Genomic DNA, 25,860 nt, shown 5'->3' with positions numbered 1-25,860 from the left:
AATGATTATTATTCTTACAAGTAGAGGTATGGCATATGGTTGCTGCCGATATCCCAAGTTCCATCCCTGTGACTGTCCTCACTGGCTATCTAGGTGCAGGGAAGACAACGCTCCTCAATCGCATCCTTACTTATGAGCATGGCAAGAAGGTTGCGGTGATCATCAATGAGTATGGGGAAGTGGGCATCGACAATCAGTTGGTGATTGATGCTGACGAAGAAATTTTTGAAATGAATAACGGCTGCATTTGCTGTACGGTGCGCGGTGACTTAATCCGCATCATTAGCAACCTGATGAAGCGGCGCAACAAGTTTGACCATTTGGTGATTGAAACCACCGGACTAGCAGACCCCGCACCTGTGATCCAAACTTTCTTTATGGATGAGGATGTGCGATCGCAAACTAGCCTGGATGCTGTAGTCACAGTCGTAGATGCTAAACACATTCACCAACACTGGGATGCGGATGAAGCCATTGAGCAACTTGCCTTTGCGGATGTGATTTTGCTCAACAAACAGGATCTGGTTACACCTGAAGATCTGGAGGCGTTAGAACAGCGCATCCGCTCAATGAATGCAATGGCAAAGATTTACCGCACACAAGATGCTCAGGTAGAGATGGACAGCATTTTGGGGGTGGGAGCTTTTGATTTAAGCCGCGCCCTGGAGATTGACCCCAATTTCTTAGGTGAAGATGCCCACGAACACGATCAAACTGTGGGGTCAGTGGCGATCGCCTCTTCTGGGGCGCTGAATTTTAATAAACTCAACAATTGGATTGGCGAAATACTGAGGAATCAAGGAGCTGATATCTTCCGTATGAAGGGCATTCTCAACATTGAGGGTGAGAATAACCGCTTTGTATTTCAGGGTGTGCATATGCTGTTTGATGGCAGACCGGATCGCCCCTGGAAGCAAAATGAAACCCGCAAAAACGAATTGGTTTTTATTGGTCGCAATCTAGATGAAGCACAGCTAAAAGCAGGGTTTAAAGCGTGCCTGATATGAAAACAAAAACAAAACTAGAATTCAAAGAAACCTGGCGAGGTGGCTTGTCAGATTATGTCACGGCGATCGCGTGGTCGCCCGATCGTAGCAATCTGGCGGCTAGTTCTGCGGCTGGCGAAGTATCGTTATTTGCAGCCCCAACCTTTGGGGCAACTTCTCTACAAGGTGAAACTGGGCAATCTGTAGACTGCTTGGCGTTCTCGCACGATGGGCAATTTCTGGCAATTGGAGGGCAGGATGGACAGGTTAAAATCTGGTCGCTTCAGTCAGAGGTACCAGAACTAATCACTACCCTAAAAAACAAATCTGTTTGGGTTGAGCGCCTCTGCTGGAGTCAAATAACTCATCAACTTGCTTTTAGTTTAGGCAAATACGTTCAAATCTGGGATGCAGACACCTGCGAAGTGGTAACAACGCTCAACTTTGAATCCTCAACAGTGCTAGATCTAGACTGGCGCAGCGATGGAAAGTATCTCGCACTGAGTGGCTATCAAGGAGCTAGAATCTGGGATGCGAGTGACTGGGACGCAGACCCAGAAACGTTAGAAATTCCCTCTGCGACAGTGGCGATCGCTTGGTCGCCTAATAATAAATTCATCGCAGCAGGCAATTTAGATAACACGCTCGCGATCAGAGAGTGGGATGATAATCCCTATCCCTGGATTATGCGTGGCTTTCCTGGTAAAGTACGGCAACTAGCATGGTCACAGATGCCAACTAGCATTGGCGTGCCGATGTTAGCCTCCTCTAGTGGATCTGCTGTCGTAGTATGGGAACGCGATCGAGATGAGCGGATAGGTTGGGCAAGCCAGATGTTAGGGAATCATGAAGCGACAGTACAGGCGATCGCCTTTCAGCCTAACTCACTTTTACTGGCATCAGCAGCAGAAGATGGTTGGGTTGCCCTTTGGCATAGAGGGACTCGCCTGATTCAATCTCTAAAAGGAGCGCCCAATGGCTTCTCCTGTCTTACTTGGCATCCGCAGGGACATCAGCTTGCCGCCGGAGGACTTAATGGTGAGTTACTCGTGTGGTCACTCCATGAGCGGGGTCAGGGTTTTGGTAGGCGATGAACACTTTTCCCAGTAGGTATTGTTGTCCATTAAAGAATTATTTGTCATTTCATAACTCTCCCCTACCATGTAATATCAGATCTGGTAGGGCACAGGCAATCGCCCGGCACAATTGTGTGAGAAGTTGGTGGCAGGGTGCGATCACTCCTTATAGTTTTTCGACCTTCTTTCGAGGAAAGACGCGACAAAAGAGACATTGAAGCGTAATAAATCCCTCATTATCGCTGGGAACCGTTATTTGAAAAGCTACATCAGCCATATTACTTGACCATACAGTTGTGCTGACATTATTTCCGAAAGCATCTGCCAAGCAAATCGCCTCAAACCTTCTGATTGCACCGAGTCATCCTTCCACCCGCAGCCGGGAGGAGGACAATCCCCCGCAGCGGTACCCTTAAATTATCAGCAACGGGAAAACACTCGCTCGACACCCCATTTGAAAGTGCAGCCGACTAATCCCCCAACAAACACCCAGAACGCGCATTGAGGCCACACACTTAACACCACAAACTCATGCGGCCACGATTGCCACAAGCGAAACATGATTGCAGCGATCGTGGTCAGTAAGACTATTTTGCCAACAGTTGCTTCACCGATCGTCCAACCGCGGTACATTCCCCGGCAACAGGCGATCGTAAATTCAATAAACAGCACCAAGTTCAAAACGCTGATGATGGCGCTGTTGATGTTGCTGTTGATGTTGTGCAAAAAAGTTAGTGAATTCATAGGGTTGATTTTTTAGACTACTCCTCAATCTAGCAAGCTTAACAGAAGTTGTGTAGCCACTGCTTTTCAAGTTTCCTCACCAACGCTCGTCATCCCAGGAATCACAAACTAAAAAACCCAGGGGTCGCCGGGACTGTGTGCGATCGTCAAGCGAGTTTCTACTGCTGTGTACTTTGTGTGCTCTGATTTGGCGATCGCTCAAGAGTCAGACAAGCGTGAAATGACTGACTCGCCGCTCGAACAAATCAATTTGCTGGACACCGACTATGCCCACATCCTTGCCAGCAGCAGCCATCCATCATTTGAACTACAACTGGCGGGGATTAACCAATCAGAAGCCCACATCAAAACCAATTTCCTCACTCTGGTGCGCCAAAAACCCGAGACTCCCGAACAATGGGCTACTTTAACCGAAGCATGGGAAATAGCTTGCGAGTATGAGCCCACCGTTGAAGATTTTCGCTTATTGGCAGAATTTCTGTGGGAAAATCAAGGAAGCGTTGAAGTTGACCTTAACTGCTGATAATTTTGAATTGAATTTACTTAACAGAGTGATCGCCCTATTTTAAAAAGATGAGCTTTTACCGCTATGCCTAAACCAAAGAGGTATCCCGACAATTGGCAAGAGATTGCGCTCTCGGTGAAAGAAAACGCGGGGTGGCGTTGTGCTAAGTGCCATCAACAATGTCTCCGACCCGGTAAACTCCGACCCGGTAAACAAAGCGGCTTAACCAAATCAGAACGGTGTGCTTTAACTTTGGCGGTGCACCATCGCAATCGGATACCGGAGGACAACCGCCCTGAAAACTTAATCGCTCTGTGTACCGCGTGTCACCTGTCCTATCACAACCGCGGTCAGTCTAACGTATCTCCAGGGCAGTTATCCCTGTTCCCTGATGATGGCATTGATTGGGATATCATTAATTTTTCTGAGGAATCGGCACGGGGCAATTAATTTGATCCGAATCCCCTGCCATCTTCTTCAGGCAATCCAGCGCCGCCAGACAATCTTCCAACGCTCGGTGGCCTCCACCAGGCAGGGGAAAATACTTATAATCTTCGTAATAGTAGCTCCAATCTCCTCCCCACTGTGCTGCCCATTCCATGAGGCATTCGGAGCGCTTGGATAATTGCAGTACGGGTAGATTGTGAAGCCTGCAACAATAAGCCAATATTTTGATATCGAAACTAGCATTGTAAATAATCACTCGTTTCTTTTTCAAAGCTGCATCAATGCGGGGATAGACTTGGGGAAAAGTAGGAGCATCGGCTACCATTTCATCTGTTATCCCGTGAATATCTGTTACTTCTGCGGGGATGGGAATTGAAGGTTTGATGAGGGTATCGAGCAAGGTTTCTTCAGTGCGATCGATAATTGCTATCTCTACAATTTCAGCATCATCTAACCCCGTAGTTTCAGTATCCAGAATCACCCAATCGTTCTGGCTTAATTGTTCTCTTGCCCAAAGAACAGCACTCACTCTATCTCGTTCTATGAAACCTACTTCTCGATACCATTCCCGATAATCCCGCTTGATTTTAGCTTTGAGGCGATTAGCGGCCAGGGTTTCCAATTGCTTGGCAGAGGGCTTTCTTTTGGGTCGGCAGGATTCAGGATTAGTCGAATCGTAGAGGAACACGTCGTATTTTCGCGTTTCGATGATGCCTGAAGGTTTCAGAGGCGATAGACCAAGTTCTCCGAGTTGCTTTTTAGTTTTCAGGTGCGGTGGCGGTTCGTTAGGTTCGCCCCACCAACTGTACTTTGGGAGTTCCACCATTGCAGTTTCCCTATCTCTGCCATTTTATTATCGCATCATTGAGGAAAATGAAAGCAACTACAAATACAGTATTTGTTGGTAACTAAGCGCCTGACTTTTACTCAAGTTTCTGATGCAGTGACCGGATGTGATATTGCCAATGCACTGATGCACTCGAACAAACCACCAGATTGTCTGGTGAGTTATTGGTTTTGTCATGGTCAAGATGATGGACAACTTCACCGGGTCGGAGTTTGCGCCCGATCGTCTGTTCGGCGATAACGCGGTGCAAATAAACAACTTGGTAGCTCATGAGTTTTCTAGGTAAATTGGGAAAATTGCTTGAGATGTGTCCAAAGTAGGGGTATGGGTTGAGGCATGAATCTGCTCAAACCAATCTTTATCAGATTCAAAAACTGCTGCCAGAGCCGGGATTAACAATTGCCATTGTTCATACGGAATATCAGCGCAATCATTTTCTATTCGGCTGAATTCACAGAAACTTCCATTTTTTCCTGTGTGAGCGGTCAATCTACGAGCCAGTTCTATTTGACTCATAGATTGATACAATCAGGCAGTTTTGATTAATCTGCCCAAGGTCATTTTGCAGTTCATAAAGCTTGAATTAATTGCTAAGATTTAGTCATGGGTTGTTGACGTTGCTGACTTCTTATTATTCAATGCCCAGTTTACTGCTTCGTTGAAAGCTTCGTCAGTCGGGTTATCTAAGAAACCGATCGAACACAGCCATTTTAGTTGTATGTCTCGTCCGCCACGACAGATTTGCGTGTTATTGGTGCTATGACAAATGTGTTGCCCGTTTCCCATCAAGTTTTCGTAGTAGACGGTCAACTCTGATGGAGATAGAGGTAATGGTTTTTCACCACTAAACGGACAAGTTTTGCATGGCTTTTGTCGAACCGGGTAGGTTCTCATGTCATTTGGATCGAGTGTCATCAAATTGTTCCTAGTTTACGAAAATCAGGGACTGGTCGTTGGTCGAGGCAATGATAAAGATGCAGACAGAACTCATGAACATTTACCCATTCAGATCGAGGAGGCAGAACCTGAAGTGCTACAGTATCCGCACCTAAGAAAAGCTCTTTGACTTTGACCAAATCTATCCAGGTCGGAACTGATTTCTTCCGAGACAGTGAGAGATGAACCCACCAATGACCATCTCTTTCTATGCAACAAGAAATTATTACAATCAAACCGTCACGACTTTTATAAGCTCCGCCATCAGGTCCGATCGCCTGAACTGACCAATTACATGGCAATTCTTCAGCAGTCGGGGGATTCCACTCAACAGTTGTAGATTTCATGAGACTGCCGGGAGCGACCCGGCTATGCGCTGATTAATTAGTGAGAAATTCCGCTCGGTGGTAGTTCAGAACTAACGACAGCATTGACTGAATCGCATTCAGATACTTGAATCGCTTGATAAACTTCACTGAGTGCCTGAATAGCATCTGCCAAACCTAATTCGTTTTGTGTGACAAAATTCTCACGGCTGGCGAGCGTGTGGTACTCGGGCTGATTTAGTAACAGTCGCAGTGTTTCTTCAGCACCAGCAATGATTGACATGATTTGTTCGACTTGCATTGCCATGAATCTTATTCCTTAATTGATTAAACTCATCAACTCAAAGCGAAGCATTCAAACTTAATCACGGTAAAGTTCAACCTCAATAATGGAACAATGAGGATGCTCAGAATCTTGGTTCTCTTGAACTAATCGTTGTTGAGCTTCCGATCGAGTATCAAAGAAATGGGCTGCTTCAAATTCTTGACTCCACATCCCTTTCATTTCGAGTAACCAGTAAACGCAGCCATATTCAGTAGCACTGCCAACCCATTGGAGTTTAGACTAAGCACAAATTGACTCAGCTAACGCTGAGTGAAATTCTAGTGAATTTAGAAAGAGTTTTCCAGGTTAAATTACGAATTTGGGAGATTTTTGGAACCGACCTTTACCCTTTTTGACCACGGGATAGCGACATCTTTGAGCGCGAAGTTTACCGGGTGACCATCCAGCCGATTTTCCTCGGAGTTTGGGAGCAACAGCCGGACTCCCAATCCTAATTAAAAGTGGAAGCATTGATTGTGCAACCCTTCCAGGTGTCAATTCAGGGAGAGGCTTTTGCCAGGGTAGACGAATTTCCCTGACTAAATCTTGAGCTAACCATAATTGCCAAGTTAGCAATGGCATTAAATCACTCCATCGTGCACATTGTTCTGGAGTGCTTAGCTTCGGAATTGTCCAATGCAAGGTTTGTTTCGCTAAACGATACCAGTGTTCGATGGCAAAACGACGTAGATATAGTTGCCAAATTTCTGTAAGAGGTGGCATTTGAACACCAACCCAAACTAACCACAAAGGTTGAGTTTTTAATTGACCCGTGAAAGTGTCTAAGCGTTCTACTAAAATCAAAGTCATCGGATGTTTGGGACTACCTCGAAAATGTAAGTTATCCCATGTTCTCAACCTGATTCGTCCGAGTTTCGGCTCAAGGGATTCCAGGGTTTGTTCTGGTTCCCACCAGCTTGAGGAGTCGTTAAGCTTAAACTGGTTTCCATGAATTTTTGGTCTGCCTCTACCACTATAGGATGAAGGTGCTGACCACAAGCAACGATTAGAACGAAGACGCATTAGCTTATCGGCGGCGATTGCTGCGGTGGCTTTTACCAGAGGGGCACATCCATACTCACTATCAAATAGGGCTAGAGGTCGATGCTGAAGATCTTGACACACTTGTGCTAATTGTTCAGCGCCTTTAGCAATCGGGTTTTCCCAACTGGTAATACGTTCGTGTCTTAAGGGGAGTGCCCAACTGCCACTGGTCGAAGGTATCCAGGCAATCGTACTATAGCCTTGACCGATACCAACAGGTATGCCATGAGGTGTGGCTGTGGGTTGATGTTCATAGATCCGCTCTTTGAGGGTAGGTGCATGGGGTCTTAACCATGCCGTATGATCGATGGCTAATACTGGACGTTCTACCTCTGACATCTGCTGGATGTATAGTTGCATCAATTGTTCTCGGTCTGGTCTACAGTCTTGTAGTGCTTCGTAGACGCTTGACCACTCACGCCGAAATAAGGGATTGAGGGCTAAATCTCCTAAACATGAGACGTGGCGAGTCGTCATTATCGCGTCTGCTAGTTCAAAGGTGGCGTCTTTGGCATTGCCGAGACATTCATAAGCAAGTTGACGAAATTCCCGTAATTGTTCAAACTTCATTGCAGGTAGATTTGAGATTTTTTAGCTGAATTCTCAATCTTCTACCCTGATGCTGTCTGTTGAAACTATCGCAGACAGTTTTTTTCTCTTGTTGCAAGTCTCGGAGAACGTCAACGCTCGCTGGTATCTATCTTATGGTTGAGTCTGATAGCTGGTCGCCAGCTACCGCCGTTCTTGAGAACTGTTCCCTACTCTCACAGCGATCACACTTTTTAACCTGCTTAGTCTAAACTCCAACAACCCAATAACTCGCTTTAAGAATCGCAAACTTGATTTCAGACTTAGGCTTAGACATAATTTAAGACCGGGAGCGACCCGGCAATCACGCTATTCACTGCACAGTTGATAGGCAAATATCAAGCACAGGATGAAATTGCTTTCCAATCCGTAGCCTTCCCAGCGACTATTTCTGATTCCAACAATGTGACGGCATCGCTTAAGCCATTCAACACCGCCTCGTTTAGTAATTTCTTCAAAGAGTCGTGGATGTTGCTGTAATTTGCACACAATGATTTCTGTCATAATCTCGATCGCTTCCTGCATATCACGACTTTTGTACTCTTGATAGGCAGATTCAGCATCACGGAAATTCACGCCTCTGAATGTTACCGGGTAGCGATTTTTGATGTTGCCCTTTCGGAAAGCTAGCTCTGTGGGATTGGTCAAAGCTGCACCAATCCCAATATCAGAGCCAGACCAGATATTAATGCCTTCCATCTACTTATTAGCTCCAACTAAATAGACTGAGCGATTTGATAGGCTTGCTGATAGAGTGGATCATTACTCTTTGGCTGCTGACCTTCTTTTTGATCGCTGACGGCTAAAGCTACCTTGATTTTCTGACTTTCAGTTTGTGAAGGTAGTGTTTGATTTTGCTGGTAGTAATTGGCAGAAGTCTGAAAAAAGTTAGGGAGGTCGGCTTCATATTTCAGAAACCGAACTAATTCTTTTAAGTTCATAGCATTGAGAAAAGCAACACTACCTCAAAGCGAAGCATTACTCTGACTTGTGACGGTTGCCTTCAAATTCTTCGAGTTGAATGCCGATCTGATAAGCTTCCTGATATTCACCAAAATATTTCTCAATTTCTTGGGTTTCTTTCTGTGTCTCTATCTATAGCAAATAGATAGTAGCAGTAGCAGTCAAAGTGATGGCAGTTAGACTTGTAAGTAAAAATTTTTGCATTCTCAGGGAAATAAAGCCGGGAGCGATCCGGCCAAACGCTCTTGAATTAGTGTTGAATCAGTCGATCAAACTTTTTAACTATTTCGTTGGGGGTTTCTTGGCAATCAGCCCCGCCAAACCGTTTGAGCATGAGATTTGCCCAAATAAAATTGACAATCCCTGATGCTGCACAGACTTCATCTTCGTTGCGATCGCCACTCATCCATGAATCCCCCCAGTCAACCGGGTCAGCATCAGAATGAATGCCAGCAACAGCCTGTAACAGCATTCCGTGTCCTGGTTTCCGACATGAGATTGAGCCACCGCTGTTACCGATCGGCGCCTGAAAAGAATTGATTTCACCAGAGCGAGAAACTTGAAAACAGTTTTCACCCCAGCTTGGACAAAAATAAATCTCCGACAACTTGGGAAAAAGCTCTAGGGTAATCTTCTGTTCCTCGATCGCATCCTCTAAACTTTTCCGTGGTTTGTTGGTAGCAGGGTCAATTGCAGCACATCCACCTTGATTGGTGATGCCAATGAGAATGAATCCGATCGAACTCAAATATTCGGTTGCTGCTAAAGCTCCGGGAATGGCTTGTTGATCATCTGGTCGGTTAATGAATGTTTCTCCGCTTTTCGTTTGGCGGAGTGTACCGTCTAGGTCAAGGAAAAATATTTTCATAGGTGAAAGGTCAAAGTAGATTGAACTTGAATTTTGCCGAAAATCGGCAGACTTACACATTCCGACGCGGAGGTGATGCCCTGAGCCTTGCACTACCCTTCGACGTAGTTTATCCTGAGCGTAGTCGAAGGGCTCAGGAACCGCGTAGCCGAAGGGTAGCCAAAGGGTGATGTGTAAGTATTTCTAACTTTTATAACCACAAATCCTCAACTTGAATCAGAGTTCGATCGGCTTCAAGTTTTTGTCGCAGAGAGCGGACATTCAGGGCGTCTGTGAACTGAAGCACTGGAACAAATTACCAGATTTTCTGGCGAGTTGTTAGATTTGTTCTCGTCCAGGTGATGAACAACTTCACCGGGTCTGAGCTTACGATTGATGCTGTGTTCGGCCACCACCCGATGCAGATACACTCTTTTATAGGTCATAGGTTTTGCGATTGAAGTAAATGGGAAATACTGCTACGGCCTTTTCTAAGTCCAGAGGCTCAACTTCGGTTTGTTGACGGATTGCTTCAAGCCAAACAACATCAAGAGCAAATATTGCAGCAATTCTGGGTATCAGCCAGTCATACTCATTCGATCGCACATTAACTCGGTTGTTTTCGATTTTTGCTAGCAGGCAGCGGTCGATCGTCTGAAAACTGTCTGACGGTAAAATCAGCAATTTACACAAGTCTTTCTGGCTAAAACCATGCTGTTGTCGAGCAGTTTTAATGGTTTTGCCTAACGTTATCTTGCTTTGGTCGTACATGATAAGAGTTCTGGGAGCGACCCAGATATGCGCTTTTAAAGTGTTAGATGCCCAAATTGTTCATTTGCTAATTTGAGGATTTTCTCAATTAGTTGATCTCTTTGTGCCTCAAATTCTGCATGAGGCAGTTTGGTTAGCCGATGTACTTCGGAACGTGACCATCGGCTCTCAGAGTCATATCCTTGATCGCCACTCATCACTACAATCTCAATTGATGTAGTTTTTGGCCATCTGGTAATTTGCAAATGATACTCGCTCCAATCATCGTGACTACTAAGCTGGCGAGTTTCTTTTGTGTATTTTACCAATTTGCCATCTTTACCTGTCCAAGTACCATTTTCTATGTCGAACTCTAGCATTATTTTACCTCCATCTCAAACCCTCACAAGCGAAGCAAAATCTTAGTATTTGCTAGAAACATTACAAGAAACGTTACCAGAAACATTGCTAGAAACGAGAAACAAGAAACCGTTATTATATCAACCACCAATTTAAAGACTGACTCAAGAGTGTAGCTTTATTGATAACCTGAGTAACGATCGACTTAGAAATAATCGGAGTATTTGATAAACCTAATTCAGAAACAGCATCAAGACAAGCACTTTCCCAAGCACTATCCTTGTTTAGAAAGAGTTTGATTGGTGTTTTTCCGATCGTCACATATTTTTGTTGATAAAAACAAACCAATTTGGCTGCGTTACCGGGGAAAAAATGGGGGGCAACGACTTCATGATTGACCTCACAAGGTACGAGTTCACCTTCAGGGTTAATCCATGAAGCTTCTTCAATTACAAGACATATTCTAAGTTGCTTTTCGACTTCTTGAGGTATTGAAAAATCTGGGTTGTGCATAATACTATCCGCTAAATCACTACTTTAGGGCGAAGCTAATAATGTTCGCTAAGTAAAGAATAGCGTTAAAATAGAATAATATTGAGTTTAAAAGTGAGGAAATATGGGTGAAGCAAAACGGAGACGACAAAAAGCAGTAGGATTTGGTAAACCTGAGCCTGAAAGTTTAATTATTGGATGCTATCTTGCTCCAGCAGTAATAAGTGATCGACATACAGTTTACTTAGGAATCAGGAGAAAGAACTGTAATGTAGTAAGCAGCACACCGTTGTCTGTGCATACAAAAGTAACAGATGCTTTCCAAGTTCTGACAGACTGTAATAAACTCTTGAAAAAATGCTCTTTTTCAATGAACCAATCAGATGAAAAAGTTTTTGAGTTATTCAAGGAAATGCTACTGTCTGAGTACGGGAATCATAGTGAGCAAGGCGATCGATATCAAGTATCAGGGAACATAGATGCTTTCTATGCCTGGATGAACCAAGGCAACTACCGAGATAAGAATAATCCACCGCCAGGGGTGACAATTACCCATTTAACATCGGTAGTTAGGAAACGCTACAGAGTTTTTAGCAGTGGGATCAGAGAAGAATCACCTAAATTCTATGGAAATCCCGAAGATAACTCGGTATTTCATGTAGGCGAAAGCTTTGACCGTCCCATTGCCGGAACCCAAAACGAAATGTTTGTCTGGCAAAGTTATGTAATTGCAGGATTCTTCGCTGATTACCTGAATGATCATGATAAAGATTCCCTGAGCGCTGAGGAAGCCCAAAGACTAACTCACGAAGTACAGGATTTGATGAATCAGGAGCGATCGCCAGGAGTTACCATAGGACGCTCTTGAAACTATCTTCATCAGTTCCGGGGCTTTTTTGTATTTGTTACCAAAATGCCGATACGCTAAGCCCCGTAAGCAGCGGGCAACTTAACGAGAGCCAAAATTAGTCTTGTTTATACAGTGTCTCAAAAAGTTGCCTAAACTCTTCTATGCTCTTGGTCTTTCCAACTTTTTTGATTAAACTAAACGAATAATCTTCAGGGTTAAATTTGAGGTTCAGTTTTTTGTATTTAATACCTCCCCCACCGAGCGAAAAAATTCGTTTTTTTGAATTTTGTGCCGAGGAAAAAAGCTCCCACCAACAAGTGTTACAACTTGAACTTAATTTAATCATTTCATTTATATTATTTTTCCACCCTAAGTGAGGTATAAAATCTCTTGTAGGTTCTTCTCTTCCTAGGTGACTTACGAACAAAAAAGAGGTTTGGTAATCACTCGCTAACTTCCTCAGTTTTAAGCAACTAGCTTCACTTAGATGAATGGAGGCGCTAAAACAGTCAATAATTAATAAGTCGGGTTGAAAATCTTCTAAGTGAGTCGCTAGCATTTCTATTTGGTCGATGCTCCAACGCAGAATAACACGGATATTTTCAGCATTTTCCGTAGAGAATCCTCGGCGAGTTAAGCTATGTCTGAGTGACTGAGGAGAGTCGCTGGATATAATTAGCACTTTCCCTTGTTTAGTTTTTTGTTCTAAAAAGCAAGAGTTTCCTGTAGCTACACAGAACGCTAAGTCGATCGCTAACTTGCTTTTACCAACTTTAGAGTTCCCAAACAACATGGTTATTGTGTTGGGCGGTAAGTATTTAGACAAAAAATTATTAGTTGGCATTCCGTCTTAAGAGGGAAATGAGCGATGGACAATATCAACTCTATTTATTGGATTTAATATATCACTAATTTTTTCGTTTTGTATTTCAAACCACAACTTCCAAAAATTTAGATAGCGACTAGGAAAACAAATATAGGTTGCCCCCTTCGCATCAGCTTTAAAAACGATGCCAGCAATTGCAGTAGAGTTTCCTGCGGGTAATATCACAAAAGCGGGAGGCTGTCTCAAATGTTCCGATTTAGTTGCATGAGGACAGACAGAAACAAACCTATTTATTAATTGTTGTAATACAATATCTATTTTAAGTTTTAACTCTAGATGTACCATTTCTGTTGGGTCTTCACACGGTAATAATTCGTCATCACATATTAATTTGTATATATCTTGAGAGTTTACTAGACCTGTCCAGAAATCTAAAATACTAAAACATTCTATTGCTGTCCATGAAGGCTCATCCAATAAGTTGGTTAAACCTGTTAAATCCACCATTGTCTTTACCTTTTATTTTCACGATTAAAGTTTATTACAATTTCGATCGACTGGTCGAACAAATAGAAACGGGAATAACGCCCGTCTCTATTATAATCGGTTTTTAGAAATGGTTATACAAAAACTCTTCTAAAGTTAGATGAGCTTCCTCACCAAAAATTGATGCCAAATCGCTAATAGTGCCAATGTGTCGAGTAGCTTCATTGTCAGGAAAGTTATCCCATTTACGCCAGACCATCACTCCATCGAATCGTATGCTATGTTCTGCATCATCTTGCGAGATTTCTCCCGCTTTATAAGCCTCATACCAGCGTCGTAAAGTTGCTTCAATTCCCCCTGGGTTGAAAGGGTTCCGTACAGTAATTTTTTGACCATCAGAGCCAAGAATATAATCTGTCATGTTGATTACTTGAGTGAAGAGTTGTTGACGAGCGAAGCAGTCTATGAATTGAGATAGGCTTCTTCTTGGGGTGTAAAAACCGCTTCTGAAGTATATTCAAGTTCACCGAAACTGTAAAAGGCTCTGTTGCGCCAATCATCACCAAACAAGTTCACCATTTCTTCTTGAGCCGTTTGGTGGCATTCTTTCATGCCTTCCGACATGAGGGCTTTAATTTCTTCGGCTGGTGTACCGTCTTCAAACTCACAGACATGGAGGTAGGCTGGTGCACACTTTTTAACCTCACTCAGCAACACAGAAGAACCAGCAACTATCGACTTTTTCGCTTCATACCAGCCTTCGTTGTTGGTATGAAAAAGTGGCACGATTACATGAGTTTTAGGCATTTTCCTTTTCCTGGTCGGTAAAAAACGGTGGTAAATCAAACTTTTACTCGCGTCACTGGGCACTGCCGATGCTGAAGTGACAGTGCCAGTAACGAATTAGGAGTGTCGCTCGATTTGGTCGGCTACACTGCCATCTCCAAGTCTAGAGCAATCGCAAAACAGCAGATAACCGATTGGCTCTTGGTCGTGTTCTGCAACGACAGCATCAGTTTCTCCATAGTCTGCTACGAAAGTCCGGGGGTCGTAGAAAACTCCTTTCCGACTTTGGCGGTCGGCAGCCGACAGATTGGCAATAACATCTTTGAGTTTCATGGGGTGCTCCTGTAGGTGTGGGTGATCGCATCCTGCTCAGAATGTGATCGTAATAATTTACTCACTGCGTTTGCAGACTTTGCCATCTCGAAACCCAAGTCCATGTCCGGGACATACCCTCTGGCATCCGTCAGGGTCTAAGAGGCTTGGAAAAGTTTTGTAGCCCTGGTGCGGGCAAATGTCGTTGACCAGGGTGTGGTCTTTGTAAGCTTCCTCCAAAGCAGGGATGAAACTGTATGAGGGAGCCAGGAACGGCATCTCTCGAACGCAAACCATTTTTTTCAGGAACGGTTCACCCATCACGTCCTCCGCCCGTTGGATGCGAGATGGCCAGTCAGAAGGATTTTCATAGATCAAATCATTGAAAACCTCTTCAGCCAATCCTTTCCACCAGAAACGGTAGTCATAGTGCAAGTGTGGGTCATCAAAACCAATGATTTTTGAGTCTGAGTGGGGAGGATAGGGGAGAATGGGCAGTACCGGAAAATGCTTATAATTACGAAGTGCAGAGCTGTACATTGTACTTGCCACACAAAGAACTGATGCCACTTGTCCGATCGCTACTTCGTCAAGTTGAGTTTTCATATTATTCAAGGGTGCTGTTTGGAGTAGCTGGAAAGCAGCCAGCATTTAACTACTTTCCCAATTGCAAAAAATTACACCGTTCCTAATTAAATGCGTTCCAAATAGTCCGATAAGTTATCAAATGGCTGAAGGTCGGCAACGGAAATTTCTACAGTATCACCGTGGAGGTCGGCAGCCGGGAGAAAGCCCAAAAGTTTGACTTTATCTAATGGGTCAGGTAATTGGACAAAGATATAGGCAATGCGATCGTCTCGAACTGATAGAGAAATAGCTGTTTCTTCTTCAGAAATTTTACAGCATTCAATCTTTCCGATTCCTGGCAGCATCAAATCAGCAACATCTAAAATTCCTTGAAGTACCTGATTCCCACTCTCATTTTTGTCTAAAATGGTTTCAAGTTCCATCCATCCCAAGAGATGATTGACCGCCCACACTGTTAGCGTATTGTAGAAAACTCGTTGACTTTTTTCCAAATCGGCTTATTCTGAAGCAAAAGCTAAAGCTAAATTGTAGGTTTTCTGATCGATCGTCCAGTCAGTCAAATAATCTTCCATTATGTGTGCTTTCTCAACTAAGTCACACCATAAAAGCGAAGCATAGCGGGGTATTACTCCCGCTGTTGCTGCTGGGGGAAAAGGGCGAAACGGGCGATCAAATGGGCTATCGATGGCTAATTAAACACCTAAAAGCTCTTCAAAAATGGGAAGTAGACTCCGGTGAAGCCCTTGATTTAGAATTCGGTCTTTCAAGGGTTGCGGGATATTTCTACGATTTACTTCTTCAGCATAACTATCAGAAGCATAGTTGAAATCTTGTCCAAACTCTAGAATAATTTGTCGTCTAAGTTTCTCAGCCGACAAAATTTCAAACAAAGGATTTAACGGGAGATATTTGGTATCGTTCTTATCTATTTCATTCCAATTCCCCGGCGAAAACCAAATACTTTGCGAATCGCCTCCGAAGAACCATTCGTGATTGTAGGTGTTTTTAATTCGATCGAGGAGCTGGTTGCAGGCAATCAGCAGTGTATCATTTGGGTCATTTGACTGGGAATTACCGTATAAATACCAGCCCAGGTCTTTGGTTATGACAGTTTCCCTCAAAACCTTGCTGATGCAAATGTTAGCAACAGATATCACCGTTGGGTCGATCGATTCATCCTGAAGCAGCTCAACTATCAAATCGAAACCAGCCTCGCCATATTTGAGAGCTTCAGATATTCCAGCAATCTGTATTTCCATGTTTGACGAATTTAAACGGTTTCTGAGTATCGCATCATATTCGGTGGATTCTTGTTGTGTTGACATAATTTTAATCAAGGATTAAGTCTTCAAATGATGCTGAAACCAACGAGGAAAAAGATTCTTCAAACCAAGGAAGTAAACTGTGATAAATACCTTGCCTTAACAATCTCGGTTCAATATTGTCAGGAAACTTATTTCTAGGTACTTCCTTCTGATAGGCTACGCCAATATCATAATATGTTTGGCAGTAGTAAACAAAATTCAAAATTATTACTCTTCTTAGCTTTTCGGCTGAAAGAATTTGTACTAAGTGGTTGATTAAATCACTCAAAGTTTTTCTGTTGCCTTTAGCCCATTCCCAATCTTGAACTTGAGAAAAAGTAATATAACTGTAGCCTCCCGTCAAATACCATTTCTTTTTCCCGTACAACGTGTGTATGTAAGCAAGAAGCTTTTCACAAGCTAATCGCAAAGTATCTATTTTGCTTTCAGGGTAGAGCTGTCGATGTCCAATAAGATACCAGCCCAAATCATCAGTCACTAAAGTATCATTTAACATTGAATAAACGCAAATTTTTCCCGCACTTTTTACTGTTGGGTCGATCGATTTATCTTTCAAAAACTGAATCATCAAATCAAAACCAGGCTCACCATATTTGCAAGCTTCAGACATGGCACCAATTTGCGATGCTAGATGAGGTGATGCCAAACGGCTCCTGACACCGAATAAACCTCCGAGCACCGCAGCGCCTTCGGGAACTAAGACTTGACTGCCGAGTACCGCGTCATATTCCGTGGGGTATGTGGCATCTACCATTGCTATTACCTGATTAAATGTGATGTGGGGCGCAACTCCCACGTAAATGCGTTGAAATTGATGCTAATTACTGACTATCGATGCGCTACGCGGCCGCAAGCTACGATAATTCAGTCATAGTTTTTAAGAAGTTGAGGAATTATGGATTTAACTTGGGTTGCACTTATCAAGAAAAACTTTTCATTCGTGTCAATCCCAAGAATCACAAGTAAACCTCGCAATTCTTGTCCGTTTTTAGCGACAAAGTTTACTTCACCCTCCGCACCAGCATTACTTAAAATCACCAAACTCTTGTCAATAAACTGATGTTCTGTGATTTCTAAGAAGGCTTGGTCTTGGACTTCTATGTTCAAATCCAAAAGCTCACGAATATTAGGTAAAAGTTGGTTTTTGGAGAATCGAATGTCTAAACCTTGTTCTGAAACTACAACGTAATAGAGCATAGACGTGTCGATCGTATATTTTACTCTGGGTCTACCGTTGATGGTTTCTGTCGGGACTGACTTGATTTCAATTCCACCATTCTGCAAAGCCAAAATAATTTGATTAACGTATTCTCCTGACAAATCTCCCAATTGAGTCCCTATGTCTTCTGGGTAAAGTGGCTCTGAAGTTTTAAGCAGATTATAGACACTTCGAGCAGTGTACAAACCTGACCACGGTAATTCATCCCCCCCAGCAATTACCCTGGCATATTGAATAATTCTTTGGTAAAGATTCTTATCCATTTTTTTGTGTTGTTCCTTTGATAGATGCTAAGAAAGTTGCCATCACGCCCCAGAATGAGGGGCATGATTTTGTTAGAGCTAACGTAAATTTGCTTGATAGAGTTTGGTTTCTCGTTTCACAAGCTCTACCTGCTTCTGAGTTAACAGACAGAAATCTGCAATTTGCGGATCGCTCGCCACAACGAGAACTTGTCCCTGAAGAATCACGCGCTTTGGAGTAAGCATAGTTGGCTGATGAGCCTTTAGCAAGAATTCGTCATCACACAAAACCGCGAGTGACAGGTCAGAATAACAGTGGTACACCGCCTCAAAGAACGCTTCTTCCCCTGGAATTCCTACAAGCTTTTGAAGTTCGGGGATTTGTGGCAGTTCGGTTGCTGCTACTTCTTCAATTCCTGTTGAGTTAATTAAAACGTAAAATCGTGTCATGCTGGCTCCCGTTAACGGTGGCAATTACAGAAAATCAATCAATATCTCACAGCGAAGCACTAAAATCGTGTTCTGGCTTGGGTGGTTTTTGGTGCAATCTGAGTTCTTTTTTCACCATTTTTACTTGTTCAAGATTTAGCAAGCACAAATCTAAGAGTGAGTTATTAGTTCCAAGAATAACTACCTGACCAAAAATCACGTCTCCCTTTTTAGTTACACAAGTCGGTTTCAGCGCTTTCGGTTCCACGTCATCATCACAAATTATGACAATCTTGGGGTCAGAAAAATTAGAAGAATCTAGCACCTCAAAAGTGGCTGGCTCTCCTTCAATGCCAACCAAATCTTGAATTTCTTCTGTTGTCAACATTTCGCGAGTGGTGTAGACATCTATCTCTTGTTCGTTCGTAACCAAAATGTAGTAAGGCATGAGAGAAAACTGGGAGCGACCCAGTTATTGCGCTATTAATTTATAAAGTTAACCCGAAGTTTTAGGGATTGGTTCACACAAAACTTTGGCTGCCTCAAGATCCTCAGGGGGAACATAGAGGCTAAATTTGCCTTGATAAACGTAAAACTCTAGTTGATGAGGGATTTTGTTGATGGCAGTAACAACCGTGTGATGCTGATTCGATGGAAAATCTCCTACCTTGTGAAATCCTGAAATATTGATGTCAGATGATGAAGACATTTGTTAGAACTGGGAACGACCCAATTATTACGCTAATAAGGTTTTGTGCTACCAAATAAATTACCAGATTGTTGGCAAATTCGATCGCATTTTGAATCAATTCAGCTTTTTGTCTAGCAAATTCTGTATGGGATAACTTTGCTAAACGATAAACTTGCTTTTTTGACCATCGGCTTTCTGCGTCATAGCCTGGATCTCCACTAACCACCGAGATTTCAATTGTGGTATTTTTGGACTATTTCGTGATTTGAAGGTAGTAATCATTCCAGCCGTCATCAATGAGAAGTTGACAACGCTCTCTTAGATATGGGATTGATTTACCTTCTTTGGTTTTCCAAGAACCCTGTTCTGAGGATATATTTAGTTCTAATTCGCTCATTTTTTATGCTAAAAACTCACAAGTTCAGAGCGAAGCATTCTGGATTTTAACTGGGAGCGACCCAGTTATTACGCTATTATTTGTTGGATTTGTTGGCAAATTCGATCGACATACAGAAAGTTCTAACTGCTTCGAGATGTTCCTCTAAAACATAGACTCTAAAAGCACCTTGTTTCCAGAGCGCAGCAGGATCAAACGGATGAAACTTTATTAGGTATTGAAACTCACTATTTTTCAGTGCAGTTTCGATTAACTCATGGTGATGTGCATAAAAGTCACTCACAATAATAAACCCGTTTTCAGCAATCTCGGGCAATTCGTTGGACTCTGATTCTGTCATTGTGCAGTCGTTATGAACGGTTGTCATCATGGTAAATAAGAGAGAACAAATCAATACCTTTCTGCGAAGCACTAACGCAGAGAGTTAAGTTAACTCCCGTTTGTACTTTCCTGAAAGTGTGTAGTAAGCAGTTGTTGTTTCATCTTCATCGGCAGTCAAAGTTAACCGAAACACAGAGTTATTCCATTTATAGATTTCGGGAGCTTTGAATGCTATTAACTCAGTTTTGAAGGCTGTAGACCAGCACTGACGGCAAGCGTCGTACATCCGCAAACATACGATTATCTTTCGATCGTAATCTTTGATTAGGTAGCGTTTGATGCCTTGCAGTAGACGAAATTTTGAGAGTTTTTCTAGTTCTTTTTTGGCAAAGTCAAAGCCTGTATCACCGAAGTAAGTTGCTCGTTTTTCATCATAAAACTGGTCATCAAACGGGATAAACTTTGGTATATCCCACATTTCAGGATTTGAATTAGCTAAATCATGAGTTCTGTACAAATAACCTACTAACTCGGTTCCGTCACCGGTGAACTGTGTAACCTCCATTTCCCCGAGCAATTTCAGGACTTCGATATAAGTTTTCGAGACAATTTCTGGAGAGTTTTCAGCAGCCAGATAGCGATATTCCTGTGCTCGAACAATGTAGCTGTCCTCGTCAATCGTTACAACTTTTATGGAATCATCAAGCATGATGGTAAATAGGAGAAGACAAATCAATATCTCAAAGCGAAGCAGTAACGGAGAGACTTAACCCTAGTAATTCCGATGAAAAACTAGGGTTAAGTCATCAAACTAAAGCATTAGGTAAGTTAGCTTCAGCACCCCAGGCATCCCAGTTTGGGCGTTGTTGCCGAGCAAATAGTTCAATTCTTGACGGCTGCGATAACTTGCCCAACCTCTCACAATTTTCTAGTCTCTGACCTAGACTATTGGCAAGAACCCAAAACTCTTCAGGTTTCTTTGAATGTTCCTGACGACGGGCACGAATGATGTTAGGAACATTGGTCATTCCGAGTGTAGTCATGCTAGGAGCATTACCCTTTGTTCCTACTAATAAGTGTTCGGTACAGTTGCGACCATAATGCCCCATTCCCATGTGGGGTTTTCCAGCGATCGTCACCTTCTCCCAAGTGAATGTACTTTTATGTTCATATCCCCACGCTAGGAGACATTTGAAGGCTAAGAATTGGTGATTGTTCGTTGTCCACAAAAGGATATAGGAATCATCACCTCCGAGCGCACCGATCGGCATATCCAAAATCTGCTGGTCAGTCATGGCGGGATATGGACACCGCCCACGGTGGCTAGGATCTGTTTCTCGTAAACCATATAACCAAGGAGGATCAGCAACTATCAAGCGATAATCCTTGCAAGGAACCGGGGGGAGATTTGGGATTAGATTGATGGCGATCGATAGTTTCAGTTGTCCTACTGTGTCATCAGCTTTGTAAGTCTTCATCCTAATTTCTACTTTCTTTTGAGGTTTGTTTAGATACTTGCTGCTGCCGTTTTTCTTCTTCAGCCTGTTCTTTGTTGATAAGTAATCCGTTATAGAAAAGTTCCTGTGCTTGTTTAATTTTCACAGTATTCTTATCTATGGCTTCAGCAATCAAATACTTGAGAATTTCCACTGAAGTTTGACCATCTAATCCCGTAACATTTTGAACAAGTTGAGAACCAATGGCAATATATGCTAAGTCAAATTCTGTTGCGCCTGCTAGAACTTTAACTGCAAATTGTTCCAAACTCCAGTTATTCGATCGAGCCGTTTCAAAGACTTTATCAACCTCTGTTTGAATTCTTGCAGCTTCGTCTATTACTTGTTGTTCTCTTTCAGCATCCATGATATTCACCCCAATTTCTTTACTTCTGAAACTTTGATACTTCGTAAAGCGCAGCCGTATATCTCGATATAGATATAGGTGATGATTTGACCTTCGATCGAATCTTGAGCGGTTTTACGATTAAACAAGAAAAACATTCCCCACCAAGTTAAAATCATTGGCGGTTCCTCCAAAACTTCTGCTGTCAGATTATTTTCATCAATGACTTCTAAGATGACAATGTGTTTCATGGTAACTATTTGATTTGAGAGGAAAACAGTTAAGATTAACGGCTTTCCTCAAACCTTAAGAGCGAAGCATTAATTATGGCTTTAACGACTGACTAACACCATTTACCAGCAACTATGATAACTTCACCATTTTCTTCAGTTTGAGACTCAATATTAAACCCTTGACTTCTCAATACTGCTAGAGTATTTTCCCGTGCATACCAGGGTAAAAGTTCCTGCATAAATTGTTTGGCAGCATGGATGGAACCATCACGAGTTAAGAACTCATATTCGTCTGTCCCTTCTATCAATTTAAAGCCAAAGTCGTAACCACCTTGATAGCTTTGTTTGCGCCGAATAACAAACTCTGCTAGCTTACTGTTACCGAAGGGGTCATGGATATGGGTATTTGTTTCGAGGTAAGCTCCAGCAAGAATTCCATCAAGTCCTGATTGAATCATTTTCTGAAGAATCTCTTGTAGGACGATCGGATTCTTTATCTGGGTTCGGATGTGCGTAAGGTGTGACATTTTCTAAATTTCCTCTAAAGTTTCTGCAAAAGTTGCTCGTTGTGCGCCATCAATCTCAAGCTCTTTCATTTGGTTCGTAGCTTGCGGGCGCGTAGCGCATCGCATCAATACCAATCGCAGAGGTAGATTATGGTTGCGAAGTTGGTTGTAAATCCAGCCTACACATTCAAGCAGTTTTTCCTCAGTGGAATAGTGACAGCCCATTGCGATTTTAGGACTTGTCAATTGCTCAAAGAAATCTAGATGTGGATTAGCGATCGTCTCTTTTAAGTCTTCATGATTTTCCCGGTTATAGCCAGGAATTTTGCTCAAATTTCGGTCAACTTTCCACGGACAATTAGCGCATTGTTTGGTTTGTGTGAGGGGCATAATTAGTATTTGACTGATTTAATTCGATCGAATTCGTCTCTGATAATTTTTGGACTTTTGTTAATATGAATCCCACACTTTCGGCAAGTATAATGTCTCAAGTAGCCTAACTGACCAAGAAACATTAGCTGACCACTACAGACTTTGCACGTCAAATTTGCCATTTTCGTTTTCCTCTTTAAGGGTGTTGTTGATAATTAAACCTTGATTGATTAAATCGACTGCCCATTGTGCGATCGAAGCATCTTTTTCAACAGTTCCGTTAGCTAAATATCGCAGAAATTGCAGTAATTCATCTCCCAAAAAAGTTGTGCTGTGGTGAATCATGCGACAGGCAATTGCCACATAAGCTTTTTTATCTAACATTGCATTGACCCAAATTTCAATTGCAAAGTCAGCAGTTTTGACCTGATTAGTAATTGCTTCAGCAAAAATTGTGTTAACTTCTGCCTGCAATACTTCCAGTTGTTGATGCTTTTCTTGGAGTGTCAATTCAGAATTTTGTTCGCTAGCAGTCATTCGATTTGCTCCTAATATTATTTGAATGATATAGTGCAAAATTTTGTCCAGTCTCCAGAGTGGGAAAACTGGACAAGCTCTTAGTGCTTAATTTTCGCTTGGCAACAGAAGGACTTTCTCTTGTAAATAAAGCTTGATTTCGGGCAAGGGAAAATCGGTAAAGGGTATCTGCTGAATAATGACAGGTTGAGTTTCGGGAGTTGGTGAATCTTCCCAACAAGTCAAAACAGCAGCATTAGGCGACCGAGGCTTAATAAATTCATGGGTATTTCCGACATGAAGGAACCAAACTTGAAATTCGGTTAAGCTGTGTTTTCTCCTTGCTCTGAGCTGATGGGAGGCGATCGCATCAATCAACCAGTAGCATTCAGCATTTTTAGCCAAGTATTTGACTCCATCGGTGTACTGAATTCCAAGGAAATGCTTGTAATATTCCTCAGTTCCACAAAAGTGTTGCAAATTCTGCGACAGTGTTTCAGCATCCATCATTGCCATAATCTGATTGCTAAATTAAAAACATCATTTTCTTACAGCGAAGCATTACATCATTATTTCAAGGTTCTGAACCTTTACTTGGTTCAAATGCTTCGGCTAATTTGTCATCAATCGCAAAGGCAATAATTGCGATCGCACCCGCTATAGCTGCTTCGTTTCCTGCTTTAGAAGCTTCGAGAAAAGTAGGGATTTCATGTTTATTAGTAAATAGTTCGGTGGCTATTGCTAAAGCATTTGTGTTGCCAGTGACGGCGCTTGTCCAAATCATTGAGGCAAATGCCCAACTATTCATTACTTCTTTTTGACCTTCATCAGTATCAATGGTTTCCAAGCTTGATAAAGGATGAACAAAATGTGGTTCCATATTCTGCCTCAATTTATGTGGGCAATTCCTAAATCAAAAAGCGAAGCATTTGTAACCTTTGGCTTCGCTTTTTGATAATGATTAATTTTCGTCAACCTCAAGAGGTGAAAGATGAGAGTAGGGAGTTACAGATGTTTCATTCCGATCGGCAACACTAGCGGATTTAGCGCCCGATCGAATTGCCCAATTTTTCAGTTCATCAATCTGACCTTGAGCAATCCGCGCTAACGGGACGCAGCCAGTAATTGCTATGGTCAAATCTCGCTCTGTGAATTCGCGTCCGGCACTGAAGCCTGTTTGCATCGCATCAAAAACTACCTGCTCAATCTCTGCACCGGACAGGCAGGCTGACTGACTTGCCAGCATTCCGCAATCGAAATCCCCTGACTTAACTCGCTCAGGACGGACACGGGTGAGGTGAACTCGAAAAATTGCTTCCCGCTCTGAGTGATTTGGCAGGTCAACCCAGAAAATTTCATCAATCCGACCTTTGCGGATCAGTTCGGCTGGTAAGACTTCGGCGCGGTTGGCAGTCATCACCACAAAGACCGGAGCAGTTTTTTCTTGGAGCCAAGTGAGCAGAGCACCAAATACTCGCTGGGAAGTTCCCGAGTCACCGTCCATGCCAGAGGTGATGTTGGCGAACGCCTTATCAATTTCATCGATCATCAAGCAGCATGGTGCGATCGCCTCTGCCAACTTAATGACGTGTCTGATTCGGTTCTCGCTCTCACCGACCATGCTGCCAAAGACCCGACCAACATCAAGGCGCAGCAGCGGGAGTTTCCATTCAGCAGCAATGGTTTTGGCTAAGAGACTTTTGCCTGTTCCCTGAATGCCGGCCAGCAGTACCCCCTTGGGGTTGGGGAGTCCATACTCACGGGCTTCGTCACTAAAAGAGTGCGATCGAACCTTCACCCATTGCTTGAGATTTTCGAGTCCGCCGACAACTTCCAGACCTGACTGAACCGGGATAAATTCGAGGATGCCTGTCTCTCGGATGGTTTGGCGTTTCTCCTCGATGACCGCAGCAAGGGCCCGAATATCAACTTTTCCCAGAACTAAGCACTTGGCAAGGACGCGGGCAATTCGGCACCGAGTCAGCCCCTGGCAAGCCTTTACGAGCTGCTGCCGTTGTTCCGCGGTGAGCTTGAAATCGGGGGCAGGCACTAATCGAGTGAGCAACTTCGATATCTCCTCGATGCCTGGTAAGGAGACATCTACCACGGTAATTTCTTCCCGCAGTTCTTGAGGAATTCGCAGTTGGTCAGAAAGGATGACCAGGCAGCGACGGTCACGGGCGATCGCCACCGCTAAATTTTTCAGTTCGCGGACGATCGCTAGTTGGTTACTTGCTATCTGCCCATTCGCACCCGGTGCAATCAAAGTCGCAATGTCTTTCATGACGAACAAAGTGACTTGTTCCATTGCCGGCGCTTTGCTGATCCGCTCCAAGGCTTGCATTGGATTTCCTTTGGCTGTCCCGTTATCTGTCCAGCCACGAGCAAAATCCCAGAAATAGATTTGCCCTTCCTTTGCTTTTGCTATGTCGAGCAAAATTTCTTCGGCTGTTTCCTCTTCTGGGCTTACTAGCCAGAGCAAAGGAAATCGTGCCAATAACATTAGCTGAATTTCTTTTTTTTGATCTATCATGTCTTTAATCCAATTATCAATTGCTAATTACTCTCTACCCAGCAATCGAGCTTTTGAGTCACCACTTTTGCTACAAGTCTTGAGCTACCCACTCAACACTTATTAGCTCTCTAGCAATACCCATTCTTCCTTCAAAGCTCAGTAACAGTA

44 protein-coding genes and 1 pseudogene are annotated in these 25,860 nt (G+C 43.0%); 5 read left to right on the top strand and 40 right to left on the bottom strand.

The window, feature by feature from the left end; genetic code table 11:
• The first annotated feature begins 35 nt into the window (after positions 1-35).
• On the top strand, positions 36-1,007 hold the full coding sequence (locus QUA74_RS11185) for a GTP-binding protein (protein WP_333328207.1): 972 nt from the start codon (positions 36-38) through the stop codon (positions 1,005-1,007).
• Positions 1,004-2,080: a WD40 repeat domain-containing protein gene (locus QUA74_RS11180; RefSeq protein ID WP_333328204.1), complete on the top strand. Its 1,077-nt coding sequence runs from the start codon at positions 1,004-1,006 to the stop codon at positions 2,078-2,080. The genes QUA74_RS11185 and QUA74_RS11180 overlap by 4 nt, the downstream gene beginning before the upstream one ends.
• A 402-nt stretch (positions 2,081-2,482) precedes the next feature.
• Here QUA74_RS11180 and QUA74_RS11175 read toward each other — a convergent pair whose 3' ends face one another.
• Positions 2,483-2,806 (bottom strand): hypothetical protein, encoded by a 324-nt coding sequence (locus QUA74_RS11175; RefSeq protein ID WP_333328201.1) that lies wholly within the window; start codon positions 2,804-2,806, stop codon positions 2,483-2,485.
• Positions 2,807-2,972: 166 nt separating this feature from the next.
• Between QUA74_RS11175 and QUA74_RS11170 the strand changes: the two genes are divergently transcribed.
• Positions 2,973-3,329, top strand: a complete 357-nt coding sequence (locus QUA74_RS11170) for a hypothetical protein (RefSeq protein ID WP_333328198.1) — start codon at positions 2,973-2,975, stop codon at positions 3,327-3,329.
• A 66-nt stretch (positions 3,330-3,395) separates the two neighbouring features.
• The gene (locus tag QUA74_RS11165; RefSeq protein WP_333328195.1) at positions 3,396-3,761 is read left to right on the top strand and encodes an HNH endonuclease; all 366 of its coding nucleotides are present in this window, start codon (positions 3,396-3,398) and stop codon (positions 3,759-3,761) included.
• On the opposite strand, the gene QUA74_RS11160 is transcribed toward QUA74_RS11165, so the two are convergent.
• The 15 genes and pseudogenes from QUA74_RS11160 to QUA74_RS11100 all read right to left on the bottom strand — a co-directional run bounded on the left by QUA74_RS11160 (position 3,727) and on the right by QUA74_RS11100 (position 11,257).
• Positions 3,727-4,584, bottom strand: a complete 858-nt coding sequence (locus QUA74_RS11160) for a 3'-5' exonuclease (protein ID WP_333328192.1) — start codon at positions 4,582-4,584, stop codon at positions 3,727-3,729. The two genes, QUA74_RS11165 and QUA74_RS11160, sit on opposite strands and share 35 nt — an antisense overlap.
• 97 nt (positions 4,585-4,681) lie before the next feature.
• A complete protein-coding gene (locus tag QUA74_RS11155; protein ID WP_333328189.1) occupies positions 4,682-4,876 on the bottom strand; it encodes an HNH endonuclease in 195 nt (64 codons plus the stop codon).
• Entirely contained in the window at positions 4,873-5,121 is a 249-nt protein-coding gene (locus tag QUA74_RS11150) for a hypothetical protein (RefSeq protein WP_333328186.1), read from the bottom strand. Before QUA74_RS11150 ends, QUA74_RS11155 begins: the two co-directional genes overlap by 4 nt.
• A gap of 81 nt (positions 5,122-5,202) precedes the next feature.
• Positions 5,203-5,520: a hypothetical protein gene (locus QUA74_RS11145; RefSeq protein WP_333328183.1), complete on the bottom strand. Its 318-nt coding sequence runs from the start codon at positions 5,518-5,520 to the stop codon at positions 5,203-5,205.
• Positions 5,520-5,888, bottom strand: a complete 369-nt coding sequence (locus QUA74_RS29860) for a DUF7694 domain-containing protein (protein ID WP_445302139.1) — start codon at positions 5,886-5,888, stop codon at positions 5,520-5,522. Before QUA74_RS29860 ends, QUA74_RS11145 begins: the two co-directional genes overlap by 1 nt.
• A 37-nt stretch (positions 5,889-5,925) precedes the next feature.
• Positions 5,926-6,174, bottom strand: coding sequence for a hypothetical protein (locus QUA74_RS11140; protein ID WP_333328179.1), 249 nt, complete (start codon positions 6,172-6,174; stop codon positions 5,926-5,928).
• A 54-nt stretch (positions 6,175-6,228) separates the two neighbouring features.
• Positions 6,229-6,372, bottom strand: coding sequence for a hypothetical protein (locus tag QUA74_RS11135; RefSeq protein ID WP_333328175.1), 144 nt, complete (start codon positions 6,370-6,372; stop codon positions 6,229-6,231).
• A 126-nt stretch (positions 6,373-6,498) separates the two neighbouring features.
• Positions 6,499-7,806: an NF041680 family putative transposase gene (locus QUA74_RS11130; protein WP_333328172.1), complete on the bottom strand. Its 1,308-nt coding sequence runs from the start codon at positions 7,804-7,806 to the stop codon at positions 6,499-6,501.
• Between the two features lie 327 nt (positions 7,807-8,133).
• Positions 8,134-8,523 carry a hypothetical protein gene (locus QUA74_RS11125; protein WP_333328169.1) on the bottom strand — a complete coding sequence of 130 codons (390 nt, stop codon included), beginning with the start codon at positions 8,521-8,523 and terminating at the stop codon, positions 8,134-8,136.
• Positions 8,524-8,540: 17 nt separating this feature from the next.
• Positions 8,541-8,765 carry a hypothetical protein gene (locus tag QUA74_RS11120; protein WP_333328166.1) on the bottom strand — a complete coding sequence of 75 codons (225 nt, stop codon included), beginning with the start codon at positions 8,763-8,765 and terminating at the stop codon, positions 8,541-8,543.
• 272 nt (positions 8,766-9,037) lie between these two features.
• The gene (locus tag QUA74_RS11115) at positions 9,038-9,655 is read right to left on the bottom strand and encodes a hypothetical protein (RefSeq protein WP_333328163.1); all 618 of its coding nucleotides are present in this window, start codon (positions 9,653-9,655) and stop codon (positions 9,038-9,040) included.
• A gap of 335 nt (positions 9,656-9,990) precedes the next feature.
• Positions 9,991-10,080, bottom strand: a pseudogene (locus QUA74_RS29855) (hypothetical protein); the annotation flags it as partial.
• Positions 10,070-10,405: a hypothetical protein gene (locus QUA74_RS11110; RefSeq protein WP_333328160.1), complete on the bottom strand. Its 336-nt coding sequence runs from the start codon at positions 10,403-10,405 to the stop codon at positions 10,070-10,072. The gene QUA74_RS11110 and the pseudogene QUA74_RS29855, both read right to left, overlap by 11 nt.
• Positions 10,406-10,440: 35 nt before the next feature.
• Positions 10,441-10,764, bottom strand: a complete 324-nt coding sequence (locus QUA74_RS11105) for a hypothetical protein (protein WP_333328157.1) — start codon at positions 10,762-10,764, stop codon at positions 10,441-10,443.
• A gap of 115 nt (positions 10,765-10,879) precedes the next feature.
• On the bottom strand, positions 10,880-11,257 hold the full coding sequence (locus QUA74_RS11100) for a hypothetical protein (RefSeq protein ID WP_333328154.1): 378 nt from the start codon (positions 11,255-11,257) through the stop codon (positions 10,880-10,882).
• Between the two features lie 349 nt (positions 11,258-11,606).
• Here QUA74_RS11100 and QUA74_RS11095 point away from each other — a divergent pair, with 349 nt between their 5' ends.
• Positions 11,607-12,104 (top strand): hypothetical protein, encoded by a 498-nt coding sequence (locus QUA74_RS11095; protein WP_333328152.1) that lies wholly within the window; start codon positions 11,607-11,609, stop codon positions 12,102-12,104.
• Positions 12,105-12,201: 97 nt separating this feature from the next.
• On the opposite strand, the gene QUA74_RS11090 is transcribed toward QUA74_RS11095, so the two are convergent.
• The 24 genes from QUA74_RS11090 to QUA74_RS10975 all read right to left on the bottom strand — a co-directional run bounded on the left by QUA74_RS11090 (position 12,202) and on the right by QUA74_RS10975 (position 25,710).
• Positions 12,202-12,930: an AAA family ATPase gene (locus QUA74_RS11090; protein ID WP_333328149.1), complete on the bottom strand. Its 729-nt coding sequence runs from the start codon at positions 12,928-12,930 to the stop codon at positions 12,202-12,204.
• A gap of 6 nt (positions 12,931-12,936) precedes the next feature.
• Positions 12,937-13,419, bottom strand: coding sequence for a hypothetical protein (locus tag QUA74_RS11085; RefSeq protein WP_333328146.1), 483 nt, complete (start codon positions 13,417-13,419; stop codon positions 12,937-12,939).
• Positions 13,420-13,522: 103 nt separating this feature from the next.
• A complete protein-coding gene (locus tag QUA74_RS11080) occupies positions 13,523-13,819 on the bottom strand; it encodes a hypothetical protein (protein ID WP_333328144.1) in 297 nt (98 codons plus the stop codon).
• A gap of 41 nt (positions 13,820-13,860) precedes the next feature.
• On the bottom strand, positions 13,861-14,205 hold the full coding sequence (locus QUA74_RS11075; protein ID WP_333328141.1) for a hypothetical protein: 345 nt from the start codon (positions 14,203-14,205) through the stop codon (positions 13,861-13,863).
• A 96-nt stretch (positions 14,206-14,301) separates the two neighbouring features.
• Positions 14,302-14,517 (bottom strand): hypothetical protein, encoded by a 216-nt coding sequence (locus tag QUA74_RS11070; protein ID WP_333328138.1) that lies wholly within the window; start codon positions 14,515-14,517, stop codon positions 14,302-14,304.
• Between the two features lie 57 nt (positions 14,518-14,574).
• Positions 14,575-15,102 (bottom strand): hypothetical protein, encoded by a 528-nt coding sequence (locus QUA74_RS11065; protein ID WP_333328136.1) that lies wholly within the window; start codon positions 15,100-15,102, stop codon positions 14,575-14,577.
• Positions 15,103-15,188: 86 nt separating this feature from the next.
• On the bottom strand, positions 15,189-15,575 hold the full coding sequence (locus QUA74_RS11060) for a DUF1822 family protein (RefSeq protein ID WP_333328133.1): 387 nt from the start codon (positions 15,573-15,575) through the stop codon (positions 15,189-15,191).
• 201 nt (positions 15,576-15,776) lie between these two features.
• Entirely contained in the window at positions 15,777-16,409 is a 633-nt protein-coding gene (locus QUA74_RS11055; RefSeq protein WP_333328129.1) for a hypothetical protein, read from the bottom strand.
• 4 nt (positions 16,410-16,413) lie between these two features.
• Positions 16,414-17,163 (bottom strand): hypothetical protein, encoded by a 750-nt coding sequence (locus QUA74_RS11050; RefSeq protein ID WP_333328126.1) that lies wholly within the window; start codon positions 17,161-17,163, stop codon positions 16,414-16,416.
• 110 nt (positions 17,164-17,273) lie between these two features.
• Entirely contained in the window at positions 17,274-17,891 is a 618-nt protein-coding gene (locus QUA74_RS11045) for a hypothetical protein (RefSeq protein WP_333328124.1), read from the bottom strand.
• Between the two features lie 78 nt (positions 17,892-17,969).
• The gene (locus QUA74_RS11040) at positions 17,970-18,320 is read right to left on the bottom strand and encodes a hypothetical protein (protein WP_333328121.1); all 351 of its coding nucleotides are present in this window, start codon (positions 18,318-18,320) and stop codon (positions 17,970-17,972) included.
• A 46-nt stretch (positions 18,321-18,366) separates the two neighbouring features.
• Positions 18,367-18,747: a hypothetical protein gene (locus QUA74_RS11035; protein ID WP_333328118.1), complete on the bottom strand. Its 381-nt coding sequence runs from the start codon at positions 18,745-18,747 to the stop codon at positions 18,367-18,369.
• Between the two features lie 48 nt (positions 18,748-18,795).
• Positions 18,796-19,008: a hypothetical protein gene (locus QUA74_RS11030; protein ID WP_333328115.1), complete on the bottom strand. Its 213-nt coding sequence runs from the start codon at positions 19,006-19,008 to the stop codon at positions 18,796-18,798.
• Between the two features lie 455 nt (positions 19,009-19,463).
• Positions 19,464-19,727, bottom strand: coding sequence for a hypothetical protein (locus QUA74_RS11025; RefSeq protein WP_333328112.1), 264 nt, complete (start codon positions 19,725-19,727; stop codon positions 19,464-19,466).
• A gap of 84 nt (positions 19,728-19,811) precedes the next feature.
• Entirely contained in the window at positions 19,812-20,417 is a 606-nt protein-coding gene (locus tag QUA74_RS11020) for a hypothetical protein (protein WP_333328109.1), read from the bottom strand.
• A 97-nt stretch (positions 20,418-20,514) separates the two neighbouring features.
• Complete coding sequence (locus tag QUA74_RS11015) at positions 20,515-21,186, bottom strand: MT-A70 family methyltransferase (RefSeq protein ID WP_333328106.1); 672 nt, start codon at positions 21,184-21,186, stop codon at positions 20,515-20,517.
• Between the two features lies 1 nt (position 21,187).
• A complete protein-coding gene (locus QUA74_RS11010) occupies positions 21,188-21,571 on the bottom strand; it encodes a hypothetical protein (RefSeq protein ID WP_333328102.1) in 384 nt (127 codons plus the stop codon).
• 5 nt (positions 21,572-21,576) lie between these two features.
• On the bottom strand, positions 21,577-21,801 hold the full coding sequence (locus QUA74_RS11005) for a hypothetical protein (RefSeq protein WP_333328098.1): 225 nt from the start codon (positions 21,799-21,801) through the stop codon (positions 21,577-21,579).
• A gap of 92 nt (positions 21,802-21,893) precedes the next feature.
• Entirely contained in the window at positions 21,894-22,310 is a 417-nt protein-coding gene (locus QUA74_RS11000) for a DUF1257 domain-containing protein (protein ID WP_333328095.1), read from the bottom strand.
• A 3-nt stretch (positions 22,311-22,313) separates the two neighbouring features.
• The gene (locus QUA74_RS10995; protein ID WP_333328092.1) at positions 22,314-22,679 is read right to left on the bottom strand and encodes a DUF6283 family protein; all 366 of its coding nucleotides are present in this window, start codon (positions 22,677-22,679) and stop codon (positions 22,314-22,316) included.
• Positions 22,680-22,814: 135 nt separating this feature from the next.
• Positions 22,815-23,198 carry a hypothetical protein gene (locus QUA74_RS10990; RefSeq protein WP_333328088.1) on the bottom strand — a complete coding sequence of 128 codons (384 nt, stop codon included), beginning with the start codon at positions 23,196-23,198 and terminating at the stop codon, positions 22,815-22,817.
• Between the two features lie 87 nt (positions 23,199-23,285).
• Positions 23,286-23,687 carry a DUF6876 family protein gene (locus QUA74_RS10985; RefSeq protein WP_333328084.1) on the bottom strand — a complete coding sequence of 134 codons (402 nt, stop codon included), beginning with the start codon at positions 23,685-23,687 and terminating at the stop codon, positions 23,286-23,288.
• Between the two features lie 64 nt (positions 23,688-23,751).
• Positions 23,752-24,057, bottom strand: coding sequence for a hypothetical protein (locus QUA74_RS10980; RefSeq protein ID WP_333328081.1), 306 nt, complete (start codon positions 24,055-24,057; stop codon positions 23,752-23,754).
• An 81-nt stretch (positions 24,058-24,138) separates the two neighbouring features.
• Positions 24,139-25,710, bottom strand: coding sequence for an AAA family ATPase (locus tag QUA74_RS10975; RefSeq protein ID WP_333328078.1), 1,572 nt, complete (start codon positions 25,708-25,710; stop codon positions 24,139-24,141).
• Positions 25,711-25,860: the final 150 nt, after the last annotated feature.

It is taken from the genome of Microcoleus sp. LAD1_D3, from assembly GCF_036702135.1.
Lineage (GTDB): Bacteria > Cyanobacteriota > Cyanobacteriia > Cyanobacteriales > Microcoleaceae > Microcoleus.
This window is presented reverse-complemented; position numbering and strand designations above follow the sequence as displayed.